The organism is Leeuwenhoekiella aestuarii, assembly GCF_004104055.1.
GTDB classification, from domain to species: Bacteria; Bacteroidota; Bacteroidia; order Flavobacteriales; family Flavobacteriaceae; genus Leeuwenhoekiella; species Leeuwenhoekiella aestuarii.
Genome location: NZ_QOVJ01000001.1, coordinates 1,194,633 through 1,212,660 on the forward strand (window position 1 = coordinate 1,194,633; position 18,028 = coordinate 1,212,660).

Consider the following 18,028-nt stretch of genomic DNA (forward strand, 5'->3'; position numbering starts at 1 on the left):
TCGTACGCTTACCTAAGAGATAAGATTCGACAGCATCAATTGATATCTATCAAAATTAAATACTTTAGCTTTAGCAAAGTTCATAAGAAAAAGCAGGATCTAACCTGCTTAGGATAAAACACATTTAAAAACAATAATGACAAGTACATCACAAAGAGCCGAATTACAAAGTAAAATCTGGAGTATAGCCAATGACGTTAGAGGTTCAGTAGATGGATGGGATTTTAAACACTTTGTATTAGGAACGCTTTTCTATCGATTTATCAGTGAAAATTTCACTTTATACATTGAAGGTGGAGATGAAGGAATAGACTACGCCAATTTATCAGATGATGTAATTACTCCGGAAATAAAAGAAGACGCTGTAAAAACCAAAGGGTATTTCATTTATCCGAGCCAGCTTTTTGTTAACGTAGTTAAAGATGCGAACACCAATCCAAACTTAAATACAGACCTTGCGGCTATATTTACTGCTATCGAAAGTTCTGCCAATGGGTTTCCTTCCGAAGAAGATATTAAAGGCTTGTTTGCCGATTTTGATACTACAAGTAGCCGACTAGGTAGTACAGTAGAAAGCAAAAACAGCCGTTTAGTAAAGGTTTTAAAGGGAGTTGCGGGTTTAAGCTTTGGAAGTTTTGAAGATAATAAAATCGATTTCTTTGGAGATGCCTACGAGTTTCTAATTTCTAACTATGCCGCCAATGCAGGTAAATCTGGTGGGGAATTCTTTACTCCGCCTAACGTTTCGCATCTCATAGCCAAACTAGCATTGCATAAACAAAAGACGGTAAATAAAATATATGATCCTGCGGCCGGTTCAGGTTCCTTATTGCTGCAGGCAAAACCCTACTTTAAAGATCATATTATACAAGAGGGTTTCTACGGTCAAGAAATTAACTATACCACTTATAACTTGGCTCGTATGAATATGTTTTTACATAACATCAATTACGATAAGTTCCACTTAGTGCACGGAGACACTTTGGAACATCCAGAACTGGGAGATGAAAAACCCTTTGATGCCATTGTTTCCAATCCGCCATATTCGGTAAAATGGATTGGTAACGACGACCCCACGATGATTAACGACGATCGTTTTGCACCGGCTGGCGTATTAGCACCTAAATCAAAGGCAGATTTTGCTTTTGTATTACACGCTTTAAGTTACTTATCCAGTAAGGGTAGAGCAGCATTGGTTTGTTTTCCGGGTATTTTCTATCGTGGCGGTGCCGAACAAAAAATCAGAAAATACCTTGTCGACAATAACTTTATAGAAACGGTGATCTCTTTAGCACCTAACCTATTTTTTGGAACTTCTATCGCGGTGAATATCCTGGTGCTTTCCAAAAGTAAAACCGATACGAAAACTCAATTTATAGATGTAAGCGGAGAAAATTTCTTTAAAAAGGAAACGAATAATAACGTATTGCTTGACCAACATATCGATAAGATTATAGAGATGTTCGACAGCAAAGAAGAAGTAGCCCACGTAGCAACAACTATCGATAATAATAAAATAGCAGAGAACGATTACAACCTATCCGTAAGTTCTTATGTAGAACCTAAAGACACCCGAGAGAAAATAGATATCAAGGTTTTAAATAAAGAGGTTGCCCAAACCGTAAAAAAAATAGATACACTTCGTGCTGAGATTGATAACATCGTAAAAGAGATTGAAGGATGAATTATCTAGAAAAATTATTAGATGGAGTTGAGGTTCAATGGAAAACTTTAGCTGATTATGCCGATTATGAACAACCAACCAAATATCGCGTAAAATCAAAACTTTATAGTGACGAATACAAAACACCTGTATTAACTGCGGGTAAAACATTTTTATTGGGATATACTAATGAGACCAACGGTATATACAAGGCATCAGAAAATCCTGTGATAATTTTTGATGATTTTACGACTGCTAATAAGTGGGTAGACTTTGATTTTAAAGTGAAATCATCTGCAATGAAGATGATAACATCTAAAGATGAATCAAAAGCTTTATTAAAGTATTTGTATTATTGGTTAAACACAATTCCAAGTGGACTAGTTGAAGGGGATCATAAACGACAATGGATTAGTAATTATGCGAATAAGGAAATCCCTATCCCTTGTCCCGATAAGCCAAAAAAATCCCTAGAAATTCAACAAAAAATAGTTGATATTCTCGATACGTTTACAGAGCTTACCGCAGAGCTTACCGCAGAGCTTACCGCAGAGCTTACCGCTCGTAAACAGCAATTTGAATATTATCGAGAAGAATTGCTAAGTTTTGATAAGGATAAAGTTCAACATTTACAAATGGGCGATGAAACCCTAGGGGAGTTTATACGTGGCAAAAGATTTGTAAAAACCGATATTATTGAAGAAGGAGTTCCTACGATTCACTATGGAGAAATGTATACCCATTATGGTACTTGGGCAGATCAGACAAAATCTTTTGTCAGTAGAGAATTGGTAGATCGTAAAAAGTTGAGACTTGCTGAAAAAGGAGATGTTGTTATAGTCGCAGCTGGAGAAACTATTGAAGATATAGGGCAAGGAACAGCTTGGCTAGGTAATGAAGGTGTAGTTGTTCACGATGCTTGCTTCTATTACAAAAGTAGTTTGAACCCCAAATATGTAGCTTATTTTACACGTACCAGACAATTTCACGATCAAATTAAGAAACATATTCGTACAGGAAAAATTTCTGCAATAAACTCAAAAGGTCTAGGTACAGCTATAATCCCAATACCTTCCCCAGAAGAGCAAGAACGTATTGTAGGTATCCTCGATAAATTTGATATCCTTACCTCTTCTATTAGTGAGGGTTTACCCAAAGAAATAGAATTAAGGAAACAGCAATATGAGTTTTACAGAGCCTTATTATTAGACTTTGCGAAAAAAAATATAGCAATATAATATGAGTCAATCCTTAGAGCAAATAGCACAGAAACTTATCGACGCTGATAAAAAAGTACAGTTAATCTATGCTTTTAATGGTTCGGGTAAAACAAGACTGTCTCGTAAATTTAGATTGTTGGTTGACCCTAAATTTACAGATGAAGAGCAGGAAGAACAAGAAGAATCAGGGATTAGAGTAATGTATTACAATGCATTCACAGAAGACCTATTTTACTGGGATAATGATCTAGATGGAGACACAAAAAGAAAGTTAATCATACGCCCCAATAATTTTACTGATTTAGCCTTGGGGTTCTTGAAAGATCAGGGTTTAGATATCAATATTGCGACTAATTTTCAGCATTTTACTACAGATTCTATAACACCTAAATTCAATGAAGAATATATTGCTCAAGATAAAAATGGAAATGATGTTACTGTAAAGGCATATTCGGAAGTAACTTTTTCAGTAGCAACTGGTGATGAAAGAAGTGAGCCTAATATCAAAATTTCCAAGGGTGAAGAAAGTAATTTTATTTGGTGTGTATTTTACAGTCTTTTAGAACAGATAGTAGAAATATTAAGTATCACAGAAGTTGAAGATCGATCCACTAACGACTTTAACGACTTAAAATATATTTTTATTGATGACCCCATAAGTTCACTTGATGAAAATCATGTAATCGAGCTCGCTGTAAACCTAGCGGGGTTAATCAAAAAATCTGATAATTTAAAGTTTATTCTGTCTACGCACGATCCATTATTTTATAATGTTTTATACAATGAATTAGGCAATAAAAAATGTTATTTACTTGATAAATTAGAGGATGGGACGTTTGAATTAGAAGAAAAACAAGGTGATTCTAATAAAAGCTTTTCATATCATCTTTATTTAAAAAATACTATTGAAAATGCTATTGAAAAAAATGACATTCAAAAATATCATTTTGTTTTGCTTCGTAACCTTTATGAAAAAACTGCAAATTTTCTTGGATATTCAAAGTGGTCTGATCTCCTACCTTCCAATGACAGACAGGCTTACATCAGCCGTATAATGAATTTTTACAGTCACAGTACTTTATCAAACGAGGAGGTTAGAGAACCAACTCAGCCAGAAAAACAAATAATTAGTTTTTTGTTTAATTACTTAGTAGAAAATTCAAAATACCTGAAAGAAGAGGAAAATGTCACAGTATAAACCCATAGCAGAATCTAAAATTTTTATTGTTTTAGATAACTATAAAAATTTTTCAGAAGTTAATGAAGCCCCGGTGAGCTATCAAACCGAAGCGGCATTAGAAAAAGAGCTCATTCAAGATCTAAACAATCAAGGGTATGAAGTACTACCGCAGCTTAATCAACAATCAATGCTAGCTAATGTGCGGGTACAATTGCAAAATCTAAACGATATGCAATTTACCGATAGTGAGTGGCAGCGTTTTGTAGTAGAATACTTAGATAAACCTAGCGACAATAGTACCGATAAAACAAGAAAAATACACGACGATTATATATACGATTTTGTATTTGATGATGGACATATACAAAACATCTATTTAGTAGATAAACAAAATATTACACGAAATAAACTGCAAGTTATTTCGCAATTCGAGCAAAAAGGCACACACGCCAATCGTTATGATGTGACCATATTAGTGAATGGTTTGCCTTTAGTTCAAATAGAACTTAAAAAAAGGGGTATTGCGATACGAGAAGCTTTTAACCAAGTGCATCGATATACTAAAGAGAGTTTTAATGCCACAAATTCCCTATTCAAATACCTACAGCTTTTTGTCATCACCAACGGTACAGATACCCGCTATTTTGCCAATACGGTAGAGCGTAACAAAAATAGTTTTGACTTTACCATGAACTGGGCAAAGTCTGATAATTCGCTTATCAAAGATTTAAAAGATTTTACAGCTACTTTTTTTCAGAAAAATACCCTGCTCAACATTCTGATTAACTATTCGGTGTTCGATATCAATAACACCTTACTTATAATGCGCCCTTATCAAATCGCCGCTACCGAACGAATGCTTTGGAAAATTCAAAGTAGTTATGCGGCAAAAAACTGGGCAACCACAGAAAGTGGGGGTTATGTATGGCACACCACAGGGTCTGGTAAAACCTTAACCAGTTTCAAAGCCGCTCGTTTGGCTACGCAATTGGATTTTATAGACAAGGTATTCTTTGTGGTAGATCGTAAAGATCTGGACTACCAGACGATGAAAGAATATCAGCGCTTTTCGCCTAACAGTGTAAACGGTTCTGAGAGTACTGCAGGTCTAAAACGCAATATTGAGAAAGAAGATAATAAGATTATTGTCACTACTATCCAAAAATTGAATAACCTCATTAAGAGCGAAAAAGACTTAGCCCTATACCATAAGCAAGTCGTATTCATTTTTGATGAAGCCCACCGCTCCCAATTTGGTGAAGCCCAGAAAAACCTGCAGAAAAAATTTAAAAAGTACTATCAGTTTGGGTTTACCGGAACCCCTATTTTTCCGGACAACGCTTCCGGGGCAGAAACCACAGCCAGTGTCTTTGGCCGGGAATTACATTCCTACGTGATCACCGATGCCATTAGGGATGAAAAGGTTTTAAAATTCAAGGTAGACTATAACGATGTACGTCCCCAATTTAAAGGCTTAGAAACCGAGCAGGATTTAGATAAGCTAAGTGCTGCAGAAAACAAACAAGCATTATTACATCCCGTACGTATCCGGGAAATATCGCAGTATATTTTAAAGCATTTTAGACAGAAAACGCACAGAACTAAAGGAGGCAATAGTGGTTTTAATGCCATGTTTACTGTAAGCAGTATTGATGCGGCTAAGTTGTACTATGAATCCCTAAATGCACTGCAAAAGGACAGTGATAAACCCCTAAAAATTGCGACCATCTTTTCATTTGCAGCCAATGAAGAGCAGAGCGCTGTTGGTGAAATTCCCGATGAATCTTTTGAGCCCTCGGCTATGGATCTGAGTGCTAAGGAGTTTTTGACCAAAGCGATCAACGATTATAATACTATGTTTAAAACCAGTTTTGGAGTAGATAGTAAGGAATTCCAAAACTACTATCGGGATTTAGCCAAACGGGTTAAAAATCAGGATGTCGATTTTCTAATTGTTGTTGGGATGTTCCTGACCGGTTTTGACGCGCCTACCCTCAACACGCTATTTGTGGATAAAAACTTGTGCTATCACGGCTTAATGCAGGCCTTCTCACGCACTAACCGTATTTACGATGCGACTAAGACCTTCGGAAATATTGTGACCTTTCGAGACTTAGAAAAAGCTACTGTAGATGCCATTACGCTTTTTGGTGATAGCAAAACTAAAAATGTGGTCCTTGAGAAAAGCTACCGGGAATACCTGCAGGGCTTTACTGATATCGCAACTGGAAAAGCACGCCGTGGCTATCTGGAGATTGTTCAAGAGCTTAACGAAAAGTTCCCCCATCCCGATCTGATCGAAACTGAAAAGCAAAAAAAGGAATTTTCTAAGCTCTTCGGAGAGTATCTGCGTGTAGAAAACATCTTGCAAAACTATGATGAGTTTAGCTATCTGAAAGCCCTGCAGGACATTGATAAAAATGATCCTGAAGCACTAGAAGCCTTTAAAGAGAACAACTTTCTGACCGATGCCGATATCGAAAATATGAAGGATATCACGGTGCTTGAAGAGCGCACGGTTCAGGACTACCGCTCTACTTATAATGATATTCGCGATTGGCTGCGCAGGGAGCGCCAGGGAAAGGAAGCAGAAGAATCGGGCATCGACTGGGACGATGTGGTATTTGAAATTGACTTGTTAAAATCTCAGGAAATCAATCTGGATTATATTCTCGAATTGATTTTTGAAAACAACAAAAAAACTAAAAACAAGTCAGACCTGATTGAAGAGATCAGGCGCGTCATACGGGCCAGTATCGGCAACCGGGCTAAAGAAAGCCTGGTGGTTGATTTTATCAATACTACCGATTTAGATGCCATACAGGACAAATCAACGATCATTGATTCCTTCTTCAAATATGCACAGGAAAAGCAAAAACAAGAGGCTGAAGAACTCATTAAAGAAGATCAATTAAATCAAGAGGCTGCAAAACGTTATATTCTAACTTCTTTAAAGCGGGAATACGCCAGCGAAAACGGAACGGAATTAAATTCTATACTACCTAAGATGAGTCCTTTAAATCCGCAGTATTTAACCAAAAAAAGAAGTGTGTTTCAGAAAATAGCAACTTTTGTAGAAAAATTTAAAGGAGTTGGTGGGCAGCTTTAAAGTCTTTAATCGCTTGATGGAAAATGCAAACCTATGAATATTTATAAATTACAGGCAAACCAACTTAGGGGTATTAAAGAAAAGCCTTTTAAATTAGAAAAGGAAATGCAGCAGGTATTTGAAGCCAACCTGAGCACGATTATGGAATTGCAATTGGTAAAATCTGAGTGTTCCATTAAAAACAAGCGTATTGATACCCTGGCTTATGATCCCCAGTCTAAAGCCTTTATAATCATCGAATACAAGCGGAATAAAAACATCAGCGTAGTAGATCAGGGCTTTACCTATTTAAGTTTAATGCTGGAGAACAAGGCTGATTTTATTGTAGAATACAATGAAACCCTAAAAGCCAGCTTAAAACGTACCGATGTGGATTGGAGCCAGACCCGGGTTGTTTTTGTTTCTACAGGATTTACCGAAAATCAAAAAACAGCGACCAATTTTAAAGATATTGCTATTGAATTATGGGAGGTAAAACGCTACGAAAACAACTTAATCAGCATTAACCAAATTAAGAAAAGTAGATCTGCAGAAAGTATTAAACCCATCACAGCTTCCAATTCAAAGCTGGAATCTGTAGCAAAGGAAATTAAAGTCTACACCGAAGAAGACCACCTCGTCCATAAATCTGACGAAGTGATTGAACTCTACGAAAGCTTTAAACAGGCTATACTTAACCTTGCAGATGATATAGAACTCGAACCTAAGAAGCTCTACATTGCTTTTAAAAAGGAAAAAAATATATCAGATATTGTGATCTTAAAAAAGGGTTTGAAATTATTTATCAACTTACCCAAAGGCAGATTAGAAGACCCCAAAGGCATCATGCGTGATGTTTCCAATACTGGGCATTGGGGTAACGGGGATTACGAAACTTTAATAAAGAACACAAAGAATTTAGAGTATTTGATGAGCTTAATTAAGCAAGTCTTGTAGTTATTTAAAATTTTGCAATTTGATTAATGTCATAAATACGGAATTGCTTCTGGAGGAGATACAGACGGATGGCCATGCCCCCTTAAAATTCCTATGTGATAATAATAAAATATACTATTGCAAATACCTTAATGCATTTAACAAACACGAGCTAAATCTTTTAGCTTATGAGATGATTTCAAGTCATTTATTAAAAAGACTATCCATTCCAACACCTGAAGTTGCTTTGGTTAAGGTTGCAAGGGGGACATTGAATAAATATAAAATTCGTTATAATCGTAGACTCAAGGAAGGGAATATTTGTTTTGGATCTCAAGAGATAACACCAGCTCAGGAACTACAAGCAATTCAAACATTTTCTAAATATGACTTTAATAGAATTTCAAACCCAGCAGACCTTGTAAGAATTGCAATTTTTGACTTATGGACAAACAATGTGGATAGAGGTAGAAATTTTGAAGGAGGTATCAACTACAATCTCTTAATAGCTTCAGAATTGAACAAACAAAAGATTTATGCATTCGATAATGCTTTCACGTTTGGTGGCGTTGACGAAATCGGTATTTTTAATGCTAATTCCATTCCTAATGCCTATAATAAACTAGTTCTATCACCGTTTTACCGAGACATTATCCAACACATAGCAATAAAAGATTTCAACAAAATTGTGGATAATTTTATACCTTTACTTTTTATTTCTTATAGTGAATTGATTAATGAAGTCATAGATCAATTGCCATCAGAATGGCTCTTAACAAAAAATTTAAATGATCGTATAGATAAGTTTTTATCAAACAAAGAACGCATCGAAGCTATTAAAACGATAATCTTACGTTCCAAATCATGAAAACCTTTTTGAGCATATTGAGTGTTAAAACCAATTCCTTTTCCAGTGAGAAAATAGTAATTGGATTGTTGGCTGTTTCTGCCGATAAGGTTCATTTTGGTTATTCTAAAAACAAAGTCAATCTTTTAAATAAGTTTTCGAGTGATGAGAAGATTTCTTTGTTTGTAGAATCTTTGTTATCTCAAATTAAATCCAGTGTAAAAGGGGAAAATAAAGAATTATCAAATTTGCAAATGAATTTGATAACAGATAAATCTATATTTTCTGAAGAATACTTTAACTATTTGAATAATTATAATAATGGTCTACTTCATTTCTCTAAGCCTCTGGAAGTGAATTATGAATTTTCAGAAAATGACTTTTCCAAATATTTTAAAAACTTCATCGGTGAACCATTTATTGAGCTAAAGAAAGACTCCAAGAAAACATTTCATCAAAAACTAAAACCTTTACTAAATAAGGAAGGTTTATCAAATAAAGTTGATCTTCATTATACTTTCAATCCCAATATCTTTAAAGGAATTCTTAAAGACTGTTCTATTCCATTAATTACTAAAAATGGGAATATTAATTCGTTACAGGAAATTGATTTTACAAATAAACCTGTAACTATAGCCAACAATTTATACGAGACCAAAATAATCCACGATGCTTTAAAAGGTTTCTCAACAAAAATTGACTGTGGCGTATCTAAAATCAAAGTAGCTTTTGAAGAACCAAAACTAGATACTGAACAACATAAAATGTTTGATTTGGCTATTAAAGAATATTCTGATCAATTTGAGTTTATAACTCCGGACGCTGTAGATTCTTTTACCGATAATATCTTGGAAAAAAATTATTCTAAATTCTCTTTGTTGGTAACAGGTTAAAGATTAATCATTATAATTTTGTTTTCGAATCTGATATTTAAACCTATTATACTTCTCAATTTACTTCAGGCCTCGTAAACAGATAAATCTTACTTCAAGCATTTTATCCAGTTTTAGAGCTATAATTTAACCAGAATCTATCTGTTAACAAAACCTTAAATTACGCCTTTCAAAGACCCGTTTTCATACTCTCTTCATACTCTATCCTAGGCTTTGAGTAGGGGAAGGGGTATTTTGGGTATGCTTTACGGTTATACTCCTGTTCCGGTAAGACCATCCAAAAGTCCGGATCCCGCTATATAATTCCTTGTTAACCGCATTATGTAACTACATTCACCCACAAAAAGTGTGGTAACTTGTGGGCTCCGTGTGGAGTCACCCTGCTTTTTTAGGGGAGTTACTTAGCTCTAATTAGCGATTAAAGCATGACGATGCGTTCTTTATATCCGTCCAGAACCGAACTGGGAAGCGATTTCAAATACACCTGAGTCGTATTTAAGCTGGTGCCCGAACATTTCGGATATGTCTTGTAACGGCACTTCTTGCAGCATTGCCTTGGTGGCAAAGCTGTGTCTGACAACGTATTATTTTACGAAGTTCTAAACTATAGATTGGCCCTTATAAATTTTGACCGGTTCCTGATGATCTGGAAACTCCTGTAACAAGGAGCGGAGTGAGTCGTCATCATGATAGTACGAATAAAAAAAGAATTTATGTCATTATGGACGCCAGTAATCTGGTTAAGCATTATCATTCCTTTACTACTTATTGCACAACTCACAACAAAGCAAACTCAACCTAAATATATTGTACTCTTTTGTGGGTACTTTCTTCTTGACTCCTACACTCGGATATTGGGATATAAATGGATAAAACTTGATGCATTGGGTTTAACCGGTAATTGGAGCGGTATGTTGTTAAGTCTTATTATTGCCCTAATATTTATAGGATATCATTCGAAATCCATCAGAAAGGATATAGGGTTCACAACAGAATTCAACAAAAAAACTCTTAAGCTGGGGATTCTCATTTTTCTGGGGTTTCTCGTTTTTGATTTCGTGTTTAAGATGATCCTTTTCCCAAAAGGAGGGGAGTTTGATCTGGAGCAGTTTGTATTTCAAGCTACCTTACCTGGTTTAACGGAGGAAATTGTTTACAGAGGGATTCTTTTTTGGTTGCTGAGTAAGGCCTTTGTTCCCACAAAAAAAGTGAAAGGTATATTTTTTGGATGGGGATTTATAATAGTAACCTTTCTGTTTGCTATGATTCATGGTGTGGTGTTAACCGAAGCGATGGAATTTAAAGTAGATTATATTACTATTGTCTACATTACCTTAATTACCTCGTTGAGTTTGGGGATTCTGAGAAAATTCTCGGGAAATTTGATTTTACCAACTGTAGGACATAATATGGTTAATTTGATGAATTTTTGTATCCGGTTACTCTAGTTCTAATTTTGAAAATGTCTACTAAATCATCACGATGCGTTCGTTATACCCGTCTAATACCGTACTGTAATTACTACATTAGACTGGACATGGAGTGGAATGAATAGTATTGCAAGTTGATAACTTAGCAATTATGAAATTTAAAGTCAAACAGTACAACTCAGATTTTAAGCAAAAAGCAGTGGAATTAAGTTATGCTTCATTAGTATCCTAGGCCTCAGACACCCAAATGTCATTTCCAGTATCATAACTTTCCTTAAAACCCGTAATACTGCTGTGGAACCCGACATCAATGCTAAGCTTTAATTGGCTTTGTATTAACACCCAAAACATTAGTAAGGATTATTTTTGATGCGCTCAGAAACCAAAAATTAAGGGATGCGGTAGTTTTAGAGCGGTCGCGCAAAAGGCTGTAACTGTTTGCCGGGATCCTAATAGAACCATTAAAATACGGGAATGCTCTCGACGCTTAAGAAAATTCTAAACAGCATCGCCTTAATACCTTCAGTATTGGCACTGTGTTTTATGCTTATCGCGATTCTTCAAATTGGGATCGCTATTCCTATTCCCGAGGATTCCATATTGAGCGGTTTGGTTATTACCGAAAAGTCTGATGTACAGTTTATACTCGCGTTTATCATTGGAGGGATTTTTACCCTGACCATTTTCAGCTATACCATGGTGATGAATGTATTGAACCGAAACATCAGTAATTATTCGCCACGCCTTATTCCCCTGCTACTTGCTGAAAAGCACCATCAGTTGGTTTTGGGTTTCAGTTCGGGTACCATCATTTACGCCTTGATCCTGGCGATCCCCATCGCCAGTGCCCATACCGACAGCTTTCCCAAACTGGCAGCGAGTCTGGGTGTGTTTTTTGCCATCATCTGTGTGTTTTTGTTTATCTACTTTATACATACGGTTTCCCAAAGTATTCACATCAATTATGTTCTAAGTCAGGTATTTATACGTACCGAAAAAAACATGCTGAAGCAGCACAAAACCCACCGGGATTTTCGCATTCCCGCAGGAGACGCTCCCTTTAAAAACAGGTTTTCCTTAGGGAAGGCAGGCTATCTGCATCAGCCGGAATTTGATAAACTCCTCACTTTTTGTCAAAAGGAGAGCATTGAACTCTGCTTGCTCCCCTTCCCGGGGCAGTTTATAAACCGGGAGGAGGTGCTGTTTACCTATACCGGCGATCTTTCCAGGGAAGTATTGCAGCAGCTTTCTGAGTATTTTGCGGTAGATCACGAGGTGCCTTTAAGTGTTCCCGAAACCGGATTTAAACATCTGGTGGAAGTGGCGGTAAAAGCCATGTCCCCGGCCATTAACGATCCGGGAACTGCTAAATCGGCTCTGGATTACTTTGCGCAGCTGTTGGAGTTGCGCAATGCCTATCCCTATTATGCCTACGATAGAATAAAATTATCTCAGGAGGTCACCCGTAGCCTGGTATCGCAACAGAAGTTGCTGAAGTACTGCTTTACAGAACTCGAACCGTATTTACAAGACGATCCGCTTCTGAGGGATTATTTACAGCATATAAAACACCGCAACGGCTTAGCGGAATAAAAACCGAAGACTGATTTAATGCGATCTCCCCCCTGAAGTTCGGTGTTATTTCATCGAATTATATCCATCCAATTGCAGGAACAGATATGTTAATGAATTCTTAAATTCAGGCTTTTCAAATGTCGTTTTCATACACTCTTCATACACTATCCTAGGCTTTGCTATGCCTTTGCCTGGGAGTTGCCTTGCCTAAGGCTTGATTTTAGGGGGGCTTTTGCGATAGAAATGTCTTAATCCGTATATAACTATACATTTTGGTTTCAATCCTTAAAGGATTATAAACTTAAATGAGATTCAGGAATTCCGTAAAGTACTTCTAAGACAAATGTTTATTTTTATAAAGGCAACACTAACTTGTTGATATCCTGTAAAATTTGAGGGGATATTTATATATTTAGTATTGATATAACAGTTTGTGCATAATGTCCCAAAACCGCAGAAATCAATGAAAAACCTGAATGGAACTTGGTTAAAAATTAAAACAGGTGCCGACTACTGCCGACCTGAATTTATTGAATTTAGTAAAGACCAAATCATCCATTTCAAACTTGAATTGAAAAGCGGAAATGAATTATTAAAAGTCCGAACTAAATGGAGTGAGAAACTTTCTGAATATAAATATGAGTTTGTGAATGACAATCGAATAAGAATATTGAGAATGGGAAAAACTCATACTGTGTTGAGCGAAACTGAATCTAAAACAGAGGACACTGAATTCGCGACCGACTATGAAAGAATTGAACCTACCAAAACGGAACTTGAATCTGAAAAGATTGAAACGCTCGAATTCAAAGCAGAGTGGAGTAATGAAAAAATACCTTTAAAATTCAACGAAATATTGGATAGTCCAGTTATACAGGAAATAAACAAGAGAATGAAAAGAAGTGGACGAAAATTAATTTTGGAAAATTTTCAGGGAACTTATTTCGCTTCGATTTTTGATAATGACGAACGAGATAAACTAATCGGAATAAAGGAAATAGATGAGGAAAAAGCAATTCTTTTCGGATTTCCAGAAAAGCCGTATGAAATTAAAGCTGAATAAAAACGGCTACCAACAAAGATGAGTTAAAATCCGGAAGGATTTACCTCAATAAGACAAACGTAAAACTGCTGGCATCAACTTAAAATCCTGTGAGACAAATCTTCTTAATCCTACTAAGCCTTTTTTGCTTAAGCTGCTCTTCTCAAACAGAACGGAAATACAATTTAGATTTTGAAGATTATGATGAACTGTACATGTTTCCAAAAGATTGGTTTGCATGGGGTGACTATACGTTGACTGCAGATACTACTACTGTCCACTCCGGGAAGTTTTCTGGTAAAATTAAAGCTACTAAAGCAGGTTCTTTTGGTTCTATTGGTTATAGAATTCCCGCCAATTATGAAGGAACGTCTATTCAGCTTGAAGGCTACATGAAACTTAAAAATGTAGCAAATGGGTTTGGTGGATTATTGATTCGTATAGACGACGACCAGAAGAGCATAGCCTTTGATAATATGGAAAGTCAGCATATTAAGGATACTAAAGATTGGCAACACTATTCGATCACCTTGCCCTATCCCAGGGAAGCTGAAAATATTTTTATTGGCGGCATCTTGACGGGTACCGGTGAAGCATGGTTTGATGATTTTGTACTTACCATTGATGGTAAAGATGTTCAAACCTTAGCTGAGAAAGAAAAACCGGTTTTTAAGGCTACTTTAGATAACGAGTTTGAACTGGGTTCTAAGATTGACGTGCCTAAACTTGATGAAGCGCTAATAAGCAATTTAGAATTATTAGGGACAGTTTGGGGATTTTTAAAATACAATCACCCGGAAGTCTGTAAAGGAAATTACAATTGGGACTTTGAGCTTTTCCGTATGCTCCCAAACTATCTGAAAACAACTAATAAAATAGAAAGAGACCAAATTCTCCTTCAATGGATTTCTAAGTACGGAGAGTTAGATAAATGTACTGAATGTAAAAAGACATCTCCCGAAGCATTTATTAAACCAGACTTATCTTGGTTGAACGCTGATGATCTAAATCCTGAATTAAAGAATAAAATAGAATATATCTATCAAAACAGGTGTCAGGGAAAACATTTTTACATTAAAAAGGGTGGTGCTGGTAATCCTGATTTTTCAAATGAAAATATCTATTACAGTTTGCCTTCTGATGATGATGGGTTTCAACTTTTAGCGCTCTATAGATATTGGAATATGGTCCACTATTTCTTTCCTAGCAAATACCTAACAGATAATGATTGGAATGGCGTTTTAAAAGAATATATACCCAAGTTTATAAATGCAAAAAATAAATTTGAATATGAACTAGCGAGTATTGAATTGATAGGTGAAATAAATGACACACATGCAAGTACAAGTGTAGGTTTTAGTAATGTGCAATATAAGAGAGGAAATCTTTATCCACCGATACTCACGCAATTTATAGATGAGCAATTAGTCGTTACCGATTATTACAAGCCCGAATTAAAAGGAGCTTCTCAAGTTGAAACTGGAGATGTCATAACACACATTGAGGGAAAATCAATCAACACTATACTCGATAGTATTCGCCCGTATTATCCGGCATCTAATGATGCTGCAAAACGGAGAAATATAGCTTATGATATCTTACGCTCTAATAAAGAACAAATCAGGATTGATTACATTTCAAACAATCAAAAGAAAGCTGCATTATTACCACTTTATGAAAAGAGTGCTCTCAATATGAGATGGTATAAATGGACTGATGAGCCCTGCTATAAACTACTGGACGGAAATATTGGGTATATCACTTTAGCATTTATCAAGGAGGAAGATATTGCTTTAATAAAAGAAACTTTTAAAAACACAAAAGGAATTATTATTGATATCCGTAATTATCCTTCGACCTTTGTGCCTTTTACCTTGGGATCGTATTTTGTTAGTTCAACAACCCCTTTTGTAAAATTCACAAAATTTAATTTAGATAATCCGGGGGAATTCAATTTTACAGCCCCTTTAGAAATACCAAAAGACGCAGAAACCTATAGAGGTAAACTGGTAGTTCTGGTAAACGAAGACACACAAAGTCAGGCAGAGTATACCGCGATGGCGTTTAGAGCGGGAGCCAATACCACTATAGTAGGCAGTACAACTGCAGGAGCAGACGGCAATGTTTCTTCAATCTATTTACCCGGTGGTTTATTGACCAATATTTCAGGTAATGGAGTTTATTATCCTGATGGCACACAAACGCAACGTGTTGGAATTATCCCTGATGTTGAAGTCACACCCACCATAGAAGGTCTAAAGAAGGGAAGAGATGAGGTATTAGAAAAAGCTATTGAAGTTATAAATGAATAGAAATCAACCCTTTTGATTCCTTTATTTATTACAGATCTTTTTGAGTTTGCACATACTTGATGAAAATAAAAATATTAAGATGCGCAGCTTCTCCAAAAAGTAGTAGTTCGGCTTTTATAAGTTTATCTAAGCATTTAATTGTATGAGCTGGTTATACTCATCTAAAATATTATTAGGCAGATCCTTTAAATAAATTTTAGTCGTACTAAACTTGCTATGTGGCTATTTCGGAGTAATGGTGCCAGCTGTTTCTGGAGACATAAAGAAGTTAAACGGGTTTCAATGCCACACAGCTCGACTAATTCTTTTAGATCGTTATTGTAGCGTAAACGCTCCTGTAGTTTTTCCATTTTTTGACCTCAGACTTTAAAATTTTAAGGTTTTTTATGGGTAGTAATCACTTTTTTAAGGGAATGAGTTTCAAATGCTACCAGGGTTTTTGAGTGGGCTTTGCCTGGGGGATGATATGCTGATATGGTGAGCGATATTTTGACTAAAAAAAGCACTTCATTCGTGTATAGCAATACATTTTGGTTTCTTAATCCTGAAAGGGGTATGCACTTAAATTTGGATAAGGAATTCCGTAAGCTGGTACGTTTTGGAAAGAGTAACCTAGTCTACCAATTGATAAACAGGAATTGAAGTTCCGGTTATTCCGGAGATTTTAGGGGGATAATGGGTATATTTATCGGGAATATAACGAGTTGAGCACAATATGAGAAATGAAATGAGAAGAATATTAATTGGGCTTATTTTACTGTCGACAAGTTCTGGTATTGGACAAAACAATAGTATGGAAAATTGGACTAAAAATGATAAAGATCAATATTCCAAGCTTAAAAAATTAGCTAATTACATCTACAAAAAAGAAAAATCTGAAATTTCAAAAGATAGTTTATTTGAAAATTACATCTATTTTGACAATGTCTTAAATGATACCGTAACTAAAAGAAGAGAGAAAAGAGTTGCTGCTTTCGATACTCTTTTCTATTATTTTCGAAAAACAGTTGATAGTATTGGTGTTGCAAATATGGACGCAAAACCAGTAAGATTTTATAAAAATCATAAAATTTATGAACCTTTTGATAAAGAGAAATCTAAACATAAAACTGTTGGTGGAGAAAAAATGTATGCAAAAGATGATAATGTTTTTGCATATTATCGAAAAGAAGAACCTGAAAACCCATTAGGTGTTCTATTGTTTGAACCTAAATCTGACAAATTAGGAGCTTGGATAATGATAAACCAAGGCGGATATAAGTATTTCTTAACATTTAGTCTATTATAAAAATACTTTGCACAATAACTAGCGTTCGTGCGGCCGGTACAGCCTGTCCCGTTGCAGAACCGGAATTCAGCTTGAACGCCGTGTTTACGGAATCGGTTGAATATCGGTTAGCTCTCTGAGTTTGGCTTATATTAGTATGAGAGATTTAGGGTATTTTTTTGAGCTAGTAGATGCTCTTGCGGTCTTAATTTTCTGGCTAGTATATATGTTAGTTTAGGAGATTTTTTATTTGATATCGCATCCACCCCAGCTACTTTTAAAGCATACACAGTTGGTTTTGAGAAAAACTGCCGTTATTCACAATTATTATAGACAAGCGTGCAAATAATTTGCTGTATCCTTTAGACCAAGATATCTAAACCTATCTGAAATTTCGAATTCATCTAAGTCCGGAATTGGGTTCTATTCATATTCTTTTTCAGGATTTAAATCAATTATATTAGTTAAGAAACCATCACTAGATTTAGCGCTTAATCCAAATGAAGCCTAATACTCTTTCGGAAAATTTTTCAAATCCATTTACAAACGGAATTTTAAAGCTGATTTGGGAAACT

At 35.7% G+C, this 18,028-nt stretch carries 12 protein-coding genes; all 12 read left to right on the forward strand.

Translation table 11 applies throughout. From position 1 onward, the window contains the following. The first annotated feature begins 136 nt into the window (after positions 1-136). Positions 137-1,684: a type I restriction-modification system subunit M gene (locus tag DSM03_RS05265; protein WP_128759943.1), complete on the forward strand. Its 1,548-nt coding sequence runs from the start codon at positions 137-139 to the stop codon at positions 1,682-1,684. Continuing rightward, complete coding sequence (locus DSM03_RS05270; RefSeq protein WP_128759944.1) at positions 1,681-2,901, forward strand: restriction endonuclease subunit S; 1,221 nt, start codon at positions 1,681-1,683, stop codon at positions 2,899-2,901. The genes DSM03_RS05265 and DSM03_RS05270 overlap by 4 nt, the downstream gene beginning before the upstream one ends. Before the next feature lies 1 nt (position 2,902). Further along, positions 2,903-4,081 (forward strand): ATP-binding protein, encoded by a 1,179-nt coding sequence (locus DSM03_RS05275; protein WP_128759945.1) that lies wholly within the window; start codon positions 2,903-2,905, stop codon positions 4,079-4,081. Next, the gene (locus tag DSM03_RS05280; RefSeq protein WP_128759946.1) at positions 4,068-7,172 is read left to right on the forward strand and encodes a type I restriction endonuclease subunit R; all 3,105 of its coding nucleotides are present in this window, start codon (positions 4,068-4,070) and stop codon (positions 7,170-7,172) included. Before DSM03_RS05275 ends, DSM03_RS05280 begins: the two co-directional genes overlap by 14 nt. Before the next feature lie 33 nt (positions 7,173-7,205). Then, positions 7,206-8,108 (forward strand): DUF5655 domain-containing protein, encoded by a 903-nt coding sequence (locus DSM03_RS05285; protein ID WP_128759947.1) that lies wholly within the window; start codon positions 7,206-7,208, stop codon positions 8,106-8,108. 19 nt (positions 8,109-8,127) lie between these two features. After that, the gene (locus DSM03_RS05290; RefSeq protein WP_128759948.1) at positions 8,128-8,955 is read left to right on the forward strand and encodes a HipA family kinase; all 828 of its coding nucleotides are present in this window, start codon (positions 8,128-8,130) and stop codon (positions 8,953-8,955) included. Next, positions 8,952-9,827, forward strand: a complete 876-nt coding sequence (locus DSM03_RS05295; protein ID WP_128759949.1) for a hypothetical protein — start codon at positions 8,952-8,954, stop codon at positions 9,825-9,827. Before DSM03_RS05290 ends, DSM03_RS05295 begins: the two co-directional genes overlap by 4 nt. Positions 9,828-10,540: 713 nt before the next feature. Next, a complete protein-coding gene (locus DSM03_RS05305) occupies positions 10,541-11,275 on the forward strand; it encodes a CPBP family intramembrane glutamic endopeptidase (protein ID WP_128759950.1) in 735 nt (244 codons plus the stop codon). Between the two features lie 456 nt (positions 11,276-11,731). Beyond that, complete coding sequence (locus DSM03_RS05310) at positions 11,732-12,850, forward strand: DUF2254 domain-containing protein (RefSeq protein WP_128759951.1); 1,119 nt, start codon at positions 11,732-11,734, stop codon at positions 12,848-12,850. Between the two features lie 445 nt (positions 12,851-13,295). Beyond that, complete coding sequence (locus DSM03_RS05315) at positions 13,296-13,895, forward strand: hypothetical protein (protein ID WP_128759952.1); 600 nt, start codon at positions 13,296-13,298, stop codon at positions 13,893-13,895. An 89-nt stretch (positions 13,896-13,984) separates the two neighbouring features. After that, complete coding sequence (locus DSM03_RS05320) at positions 13,985-16,186, forward strand: S41 family peptidase (protein WP_128759953.1); 2,202 nt, start codon at positions 13,985-13,987, stop codon at positions 16,184-16,186. A gap of 727 nt (positions 16,187-16,913) precedes the next feature. Further along, a complete protein-coding gene (locus DSM03_RS05325) occupies positions 16,914-17,474 on the forward strand; it encodes a hypothetical protein (RefSeq protein ID WP_128759954.1) in 561 nt (186 codons plus the stop codon). Positions 17,475-18,028 lie beyond the last annotated feature (554 nt).